Genomic DNA, 7,935 nt, shown 5'->3' with positions numbered 1-7,935 from the left:
GTCCATCAGAACTCTCCAGGTTCGAATGTTGGTGATTACACCTCGAGTCTGGACACCCTTGCCCGCGTAGTCATCCCTTGGAATCAATCATCTAGAGCGCCAGCGTGTAAACGACCAGGACGATCTCGGTGTTCGGCACGTACCAGTCGCGCTCGGAGGCGTGGTGGAATCCGTCCGCCTCGTAGAGGGCGCGGGCGGCAGCCCAGTGGCCGCCGGTGGTCAGCGAGACGGTGTGGACGTCCTCGATCTCGCGGGCACGATCGATGACCGCGTTCAGCAGGGCGCGGCCGGCCCCGGTGCGCTGCACGGCGGGGTCAATGACCAGCATGCGGAATTCGAGTTCGCCTTCCAGCGCGATGTCGGCGTACTCGCTGCCCGGGCGCACCAGGGTGACCGAGCCGATGACGACGCCGTCGCGCTCGGCGACGAGGATCTCGGAGGCCGCGTGCCGCGCGGCAACCTGCTGCACGAACTGCAGGTATTCGTGGTCCGGGTCGTCGAAGTGGCCCGCGTCCAGGTAGGAATCGACGGTGATCCGCGCAATGTGCGGGTAGTCGGCCTCCGCTGCGGGACGGATCGTCAGGGTGCTGGCATCGGTGAGGGTTGCTGTAGTCATCACTTTCCAGTGTGACAGCCGGACGCCCGGCGGGCCGGAAATTCTCGGCGCATGTAGCCAAGCTCACGCACGTCAAGCCATCGAACTGCCTGCCGCCGAGCCGCCTCGGCAGTGTCGGCGCGAGCCGTCTCGCGCCGGCTTCTCGACACATTGCCCCACGTCACAATTCGATCACAACGGAAGAAGATAACCCGACACCCTTGCGGTTTGTTTGTTAGTACAGTTTACTAACAACCATGAACACCTCACGGGGCCCCCTGCGCAGCATGGCAACAGGCGCGGCCGCACTGCCCTCACACGGCCGCGCACACAACCTGTCTCTTGTGCTGCAGACGCTTCATTCAACGGGGCCGCTGAGCCGCGCGGACCTGTCGCGCACCCTCGGCCTGACCCGCGTCACGGTATCGGATCTGGTCTCCGAACTGCTCGAACGCGGACACGTCATCGAACTCGGCCAGTCCGAGAAAATCCGACCCGGGAAACCCGCCATCATGGTCGATCTAAACCGCCGGGGGCTGCAGATCATCGGTCTGGACCTCGCAGAGAACTCGGTGCTCCGCGCCGCCGTCCTGGACCTGGACGGAAACATCCTGCACCGCGTGGAAACCACCACCGGGGATGAAAAGGGACAGGAAGTCACCCAATTGGTGCTGGGCCTGGCAACCCGGGCCATCAACCTCGCCACCGCGCCGCTGCTGGGCATCGGCGTCGGCACCCCGGGCATCGTCGACCACGACGGGGTGGTGCTCACGGCACCGAACCTCGACTGGAAAGACCTGCCGCTGCGTGAACTGCTCGAACAGGAGACCGGGTTGCCCACGCTCGTTGCCAACGACGCGGATGCAGCGGTTCTCGCCGAATTCACCTTTGGGGGCGGCGCGAACGACATGATCCTGGTCAAGGTCGGCCGCGGCGTGGGGTCCGGCCTGATGGTCAACGGCCAGCGCGCCCGCGGCGTGCACTCGGCGGCCGGGGAAATCGGCCACGTCGTGGTCGGCACCGACGGCGGCCTCGAATGCAAGTGCGGCAAGCGCGGCTGCCTGGAAACCTGGCTTTCGGTCCCGTTCCTCGAACGCGGGCTCGAGGCCGCCGCGGCCTTCGAGGACCCCGAGGCAGCCGCCGACAACGTCTTGCAGATCGCCGGCGAGCGCCTCGCCGTCGCCCTCGCGCCCATCGTCGGCGCCCTTGACTTGGCCGAAGTCGTCCTCAGCGGCCCGGCACACCTTTTGGAAGGAACCCTGCGCCAGAGCGTTGAAAAAACGCTGGCGGAACGGATGCTTCCACACAGACCACCCCTGGTGGAAGTCCGCCTCGCCAAGGAACCGCAGGACGTGGTGCTGCGTGGCACCGCTGTCATGGTCCTTTGGAACCAGCTGGGAGTGGCCTGACCCGTTTTAACCAGCACGACCCTTCGCATGGGATTACTCGCAGTAAGCCCAACCACCCTCCGAAAGGATCTCCAATGAAGAAGTACCTTGGGCTTGCAGCCCTCACGACCGCCGCGGCACTCTCCCTGACCGCTTGCGGCGGCAGCGGGGCACCAGCTGCCTCCTCCGCACCGACATCCACCGGTTCCGCGGCGGCCGGCGATCCGGCCGGCAATGCGGACAAGACCATCACCCTGTGGCTGGCCGGCGGCGACACCCCGGACGAGCTTCGCACGTACCTGAAGGACACCTTCAAGACCAAGACCGGGGCCACGCTCAAGATCGAGGAGCAGGGCTGGGGCGACCTTGTCACCAAGATGACCACCGCGCTGCCCGATGCCAACAACACCCCGGACGTCGTGGAAATGGGCAACACCCAGTCCCCGACGTTCACCAACATCGGCGCCTTCCTGGACATCTCCGGCATGTTCGACGAGCTCGGCGGCGCCAAGCTGATCCCGTCCTTCGTCGAGGCCGGCTCGGTCGACGGCAAGAAGTTCACCCTTCCCTACTACGCCGGCTCGCGCTACATGTTCCAGCGTGCCGACGTCTGGAAGGAAGCCGGCGTCGAGACACCCAAGACCCTGGACGAATTCAACTCCGCGGTGAAGACCATCACCGAGAAGAACCCGCGTGACATCAAGAACTTCTCCGGCTTCTTCCTCGGCGGCCAGGACTGGCGCAACGGCATCTCCTGGATCTTCGCCAACGGCGGCGAGCTGGCCAAGAAGGAAGGCGACCAGTGGGTCTCGACCCTCTCGGACCCGAACACCCTCAAGGGCCTGGCCCAGCTGCAGGAGCTGTACAAGAGCGCCTCCAAGGCCCCGGCCGACGCCAAGGACTCGACCCCTTGGCTCTACATCAACGATGCCGACCAGATCCTCGACGAAGCGGGCAAGCCGACCGGCAAGACCTCGCTCGCCGCGGCCACCATCATGGCCCCGGGATGGGCACACTGGTCGATCGGCGACCTGGAGAAGGACGCCAAGACCGGCAAGGACGTCCGCACCTGGGACGACAAGAAGTTCGGCGCCTTCGTGCTCCCGGGCAACGACGGCAATCCCGCACCGGTCCTCGCCGGCGGCTCCAACATCGGCATCTCCGCCAAGTCCCAGAACCCGGAACTGGCCAAGGAACTGATGCGCATCATCTTCTCCTCGGACTACCAGGACATGCTTGGCAAGAACGGACTGGGCCCGGCGAACTCGGACAACAACGCCTCGATGGGTGACGACCAGTTCGCCAAGGCCGGCATCGCCTCGGCATCGAACTCCAAGCTGACCCCGGCCGCACCGGGTTGGGCGGCCGTCGAATCCTCGATGAAGCTCGAGGAGTTCTTCGGCAAGATCCGCGACTCCGCCGATCTGGAGGCCCTGGCGAAGGAATACGACGCCCAGATCACCCCGATGCTGAACCTGAAGTAGCACTTGTCGATGGCCGGGGCGCGAATTCGCCCCGGCCATCCCCATTTTGCGCAGCACCCCCGTACGTCGGCTTCCGCCGAGACGAAAGGCCGTAAGTAGCTCATGCCCACCCACGCCCCGGCACCGCCGGCGCAGCAACCGCAACAGGTTGAACCCGCCAGCGCCAAGATCCACGTTCCAATTGTCAAGAAGCGCAAGTCCAAGGCCCCGCTCCTGCTGATCGCCCCGACGTTGGTCATCCTCGTCGCGGCCCTGGGATACCCCGTGGGCTGGCAGATCTACACCAGCTTCCAGAAGTTCGGCCTGAAGCAGCAATTCGGCGCACCACCCGAATTCGTCGGGCTCGACAACTACACGGCGCTGCTGGCCGACCCCAACTTCTGGGTCATCCTGGGCCGCTCCCTGCTCTTCTGCCTGCTCGCCGCAGGCATCACCGTGGTCATCGGATTCCTCCTGGCGATCCTCATGAAGCGCGTGGGAACCGTCTCCCGGCTGGCCCTGCAGGTCTCCATGCTGCTGGCCTGGTCCATGCCGGTGGTCGCGGCCATGACCGTCTGGGTCTGGCTGGTCGACTGGCGCCGGGGCGTGCTGAACTGGATGCTGACCCGCTTCGGGTTCGATGCCGAGGGCCACAACTGGCTCGCCGAGCCGCTCACCTTCTTCGCCATAGCGCTGCTCATCGTCGTCTGGATGTCCGTGCCGTTCGTGGCGCTGAGCATCTACGCAGGCCTGACCCAGATCTCCGAGGAGGTGCTGGAGGCCGCGGCCATGGACGGCGCCACCGGAATCCAGCGCATCCGGTACATCATCATGCCGCTGATCACCCCGGTCCTCTCGATCGTGCTGCTGCTGCAGCTGATCTGGGACCTGCGCGTGTTCACCCAGATCAAGCTGCTCCAGGACGCCGGCGGCGTGGCCAACGAGACCCATCTGCTGGGCACCTACATCTACCAAATGGGCGTCGGCTCCGGCGACTTCGGCGCGGCAAGCGCCGTGTCCATCCTGATGCTCATCATCACCATTGCCATCAGCTGGTACTACGTGCGCTCGCTGATGAAGGAGGAAGACTAGAATGCGGCTTAAATCGATCTCGACCGGCATCTGGACGACCGTTGCGCTCGTCGTCGCCGTCGCTTGGGCCTTCCCCGTCTACTGGATGTTCAACTCGTCCTTCCTGCCCAACGCGGTGCTGCAGTCGGCCACCCCGACGTTCCTGCCCTTCGGCGGATCGTTCGACAACTTCACGGCGGTCTTCGCCGACGGCAAGTTCGTCGCGGCGCTGGGCATCTCGCTGACCGTCACGCTGACCACCGTGGCCGTGGCGCTGTTCGTCGCGTTCCTGGGCGCGCTGGCGATCAGCCGGTTCAAGTTCAAGGGCCGCAAGTCCTTCATCCTGGCGATGCTGCTGATCCAGATGCTGCCGGCCGAGGGCATGTTCATCGCCCAGTACAAGATGATGAGCTCCGTGGGCCTGCTGAACAACGTGCTGGGCCTCACCCTGCTCTACACCGCCGCCGTCATCCCGTTCACCATCTGGATGCTGCGCGGCTTCGTCGCCGGCGTCCCGGCGGAGCTCGAGGAGGCGGGCATGGTCGACGGCCTCTCCCGCACCCAGGCGTTCATGCGCATCACCTTCCCGCTGCTGGCCCCGGGCCTGGTCGCCTCCGGCGTCTACGCGTTCCTGCAGGCGTGGAACGAATTCACCGTCGCCCTGGTGGTGATGACCGAGGACCAGATGAAGACGCTGCCGCTGTGGCTGCGCGGATTCGTGCAGGCCTCCGCCACCCGCGAAACCGACTGGGGCCTCGTCATGGCGGCCTCCATGCTGGTCGCGGTCCCGGTGATCATCTTCTTCATGATCGTGCAGTCCAAGATGTCCTCGGGCCTGGTCGGCGGGGCGGTGAAGGGCTGATGAACCGTTCGATCCCCGCAACCGAAGCAGCTGCCGCCCCTGTGTCCGACGCCGCGTCGATGTCCGAGTCCCATTCAATGTCCGACGCCGGGCTTCGCGTCCTTGCCGCCGGCACCCTGATGCCCGGCTTCACCGGCACGACGATGCCGGCCTGGGTCGGGTCCGCGCTTGATGCGGGACTGGGCTCGGTGTGCATCTACGGCACCAACCTCACCTCCCCCGCGCAGCTTGCCGAGCTCATGGGCCAGCTGCGCGCCGCGTCGCCCAGCGTGCTGCTGACCCTGGACGAGGAGGGCGGGGACGTCACCCGCCTGCACTACCTCACCGGGTCCAACCAGCCGGGCAACGCCGTGCTCGGGCGCATCAACGACCCGGCTACCACCGCCGCCTCCGCCGCGGCGATCGCCGACGAGCTGGCGGCGCTGGGCTTCAACCTGAACCTTGCCCCCGATGCCGACGTGAACTCCAACCCAGGGAACCCGGTGATCGGCGTGCGCAGCTTCGGCGCCGACGCCCCTCTGGTCGCCGAACACACCGCGGCCTGGGTGGCGGGCCTGCAGGAGGCGGGCGTCGCTGCCTGCGCCAAGCACTTCCCCGGCCACGGGGACACCGCCACCGACTCGCACCTTGCCCTGCCGACCATCGACGTGGACCTCGAGACGCTGCGGGACCGCGAGCTGGCGCCCTTCGCCGCGGCCATCGCCGCCGGCACGGCAAGCATCATGACCAGCCACATCATGGTCCCGGCGCTGGACGCACAAAACCCCGCGACCTTCTCCCGGGCCGTGCTGGGCGAGCTGCTGCGCGATTCCATGGGCTTCGAGGGCGCGGTCATCACCGACGCGCTGGACATGGCCGGCGCCTGCGCGATCACCGGCATCGAGGTGGCCGCCGTGCGCGCGCTGGCCGCCGGCGCCGACCTGCTCTGCCTGGGCTCGGAAACCTCGGCCGAACGCTACGAGGACATCCTCGACACGATCGTCGCGGCGGTCCGCGCGGGCGACCTGCCGCTGGCCCGGCTGCGCGACGCCGCACGCCGCACCGCGGAACTGGCCGCCGCCTACCCTCCGGCTGCACCCACCGGGACCGGGCAGGCACCTGACGCAGCCGCCATCACCGCGGCCTTCGATCTCTCCCCCGCCGCTCATGAATGGCTGGCCGACCCCGCCGCCCCGGCGCTGGTGCAGGTCGACTCCGAGGCGAACATGGCCGTGGGCCACGTGCCCTGGGGCGCCGCCGCGGTCGGCGCGCACACGGACCTCGACGCCGTGGACCGGCACGCCAAGATCGCGCTGATCGGCCGCGGCCTGGATGCCGGGCACCCGGTCCGGAAGCTCGCCGAAGAGCTGCGGTCCGACGGCCAGCGGGTCATCGTCGTTGAATGCGGCTGGCCGCGCGGCGGCGCCGACCTTGTCACCTTCGGCGCCTCGCTGACCGTCTCCGCCGCGCTGGTCGGGCTGCTCGCCCCGCGAAGCGCAACCCGCGATTCGACCGGTGGAACGAGGGCATGAGGCTGGGAGTGGACATCGGCGGCACCAAGACGGCCGCCGCGATCCTGCACGACGACGGCTCGGTGGCCGCCCTGCACACCGCCCCGTCCGGGTACGGCCCGGGCGAGGTCATCGCGGTGGCTGCGATGCTGGCCAAGGCGGCGATCGCCGAGGTCTCGGCCGCGGAGTTCGCGGTTGCGGGGTTCCATGCGGCCGCCGGCACCGGCACCGGCACCGCAAGGACCACACTCACACACGGCGACCTGCCGGCCCGTGCCGGGGCGTGCATGCCGGGGCTCGTGGATCCGGCCAGCGGCCTGGTGCGCCACGCGGTAAACCTCGGGGTCGACTCCGTGGACCTTCGCCGGGGGCTGTCCGAGGCGCTGGACATGGACGTCAGCATCGAGAACGACGTGAAGGCCGCCGCGCTCGGCGCCGATGCGCTGCTGCGCGCCAGGTCCGGAGAGCCGGCCGCGGCCGCTGCATCCACGGCACGCACTGCGCGCACCGGGACTTTCGCCGAGAGCAGCACCCTTGCGTACCTGAACCTCGGCACCGGCCTGGCCGCGGCCGTGGTCCGCGACGGCCAAGTGTTACGCGGTCGTGACGGAATCGTCGGGGAAATCGGCCACTTCCCGGTGGCCGGCGGGTCCCTTTGCACGTGCGGCCAGTTCGGCTGCCTGGAGACGCTGGCCTCCGGCTCGGCGCTGGACAGGCTGTGGCGGGTGCCGGGTGGCCGTGGGCGCGATCCCTTTGCCGCCGCGGCCGCCGGGGACCCCGTGGCCGCGCACGCCGCGCAGGTGCTCTGCCACGGGATCGCGCTCTCCCTCCAACTGCTGGTGCTGACCACCGGCGCCGAGCGGATCGTGCTCGGTGGCGGACTGTGCGCGTTGGGAAACGCACTGGAGAACGGGATACGCTCGGAGTTGACCCGTGATGCGGCGGCCTCCGACTTCGTCGCATCGTTGGAGCTGGCCGACCGCTTTGAACTGCTGCCCTCCGATGTACCGGTCGCCGCCCTTGGTGCGGCGCTGCTGCCGGCACGAGGCCAGCTTTAGCACTGAAG

General features: G+C 67.8%; 7 protein-coding genes. 6 read left to right on the top strand and 1 reads right to left on the bottom strand.

The genetic code is table 11. The annotated features are described in order from the left end of the window. Nucleotides 1-91: 91 nt before the first annotated feature. Complete coding sequence (locus tag ACIQLF_RS14765; RefSeq protein WP_400299820.1) at nt 92-616, bottom strand: GNAT family N-acetyltransferase; 525 nt, start codon at nt 614-616, stop codon at nt 92-94. 236 nt (nt 617-852) lie between these two features. On the opposite strand from ACIQLF_RS14765, the gene ACIQLF_RS14760 reads away from it, so the two are divergent. From ACIQLF_RS14760 to ACIQLF_RS14735, 6 genes are all read left to right on the top strand, one after another. Continuing rightward, a complete protein-coding gene (locus tag ACIQLF_RS14760) occupies nt 853-2,004 on the top strand; it encodes an ROK family protein (protein ID WP_400299818.1) in 1,152 nt (383 codons plus the stop codon). Nucleotides 2,005-2,078: 74 nt separating this feature from the next. Then, a complete protein-coding gene (locus tag ACIQLF_RS14755) occupies nt 2,079-3,467 on the top strand; it encodes an extracellular solute-binding protein (RefSeq protein ID WP_400299815.1) in 1,389 nt (462 codons plus the stop codon). A 102-nt stretch (nt 3,468-3,569) separates the two neighbouring features. Further along, nucleotides 3,570-4,538, top strand: a complete 969-nt coding sequence (locus tag ACIQLF_RS14750; protein ID WP_400299812.1) for a carbohydrate ABC transporter permease — start codon at nt 3,570-3,572, stop codon at nt 4,536-4,538. A gap of 1 nt (nt 4,539) precedes the next feature. Beyond that, complete coding sequence (locus tag ACIQLF_RS14745; protein WP_400299810.1) at nt 4,540-5,379, top strand: carbohydrate ABC transporter permease; 840 nt, start codon at nt 4,540-4,542, stop codon at nt 5,377-5,379. After that, the gene (locus tag ACIQLF_RS14740) at nt 5,379-6,890 is read left to right on the top strand and encodes a glycoside hydrolase family 3 N-terminal domain-containing protein (protein WP_400299807.1); all 1,512 of its coding nucleotides are present in this window, start codon (nt 5,379-5,381) and stop codon (nt 6,888-6,890) included. The genes ACIQLF_RS14745 and ACIQLF_RS14740 overlap by 1 nt, the downstream gene beginning before the upstream one ends. Then, the gene (locus ACIQLF_RS14735) at nt 6,887-7,927 is read left to right on the top strand and encodes an ROK family protein (protein ID WP_400299805.1); all 1,041 of its coding nucleotides are present in this window, start codon (nt 6,887-6,889) and stop codon (nt 7,925-7,927) included. Before ACIQLF_RS14740 ends, ACIQLF_RS14735 begins: the two co-directional genes overlap by 4 nt. Nucleotides 7,928-7,935: the final 8 nt, after the last annotated feature.

The organism is Paeniglutamicibacter sp. NPDC091659, from assembly GCF_044756805.1.
Taxonomy (GTDB): domain Bacteria; phylum Actinomycetota; class Actinomycetes; order Actinomycetales; family Micrococcaceae; genus Paeniglutamicibacter.
This window is presented reverse-complemented; position numbering and strand designations above follow the sequence as displayed.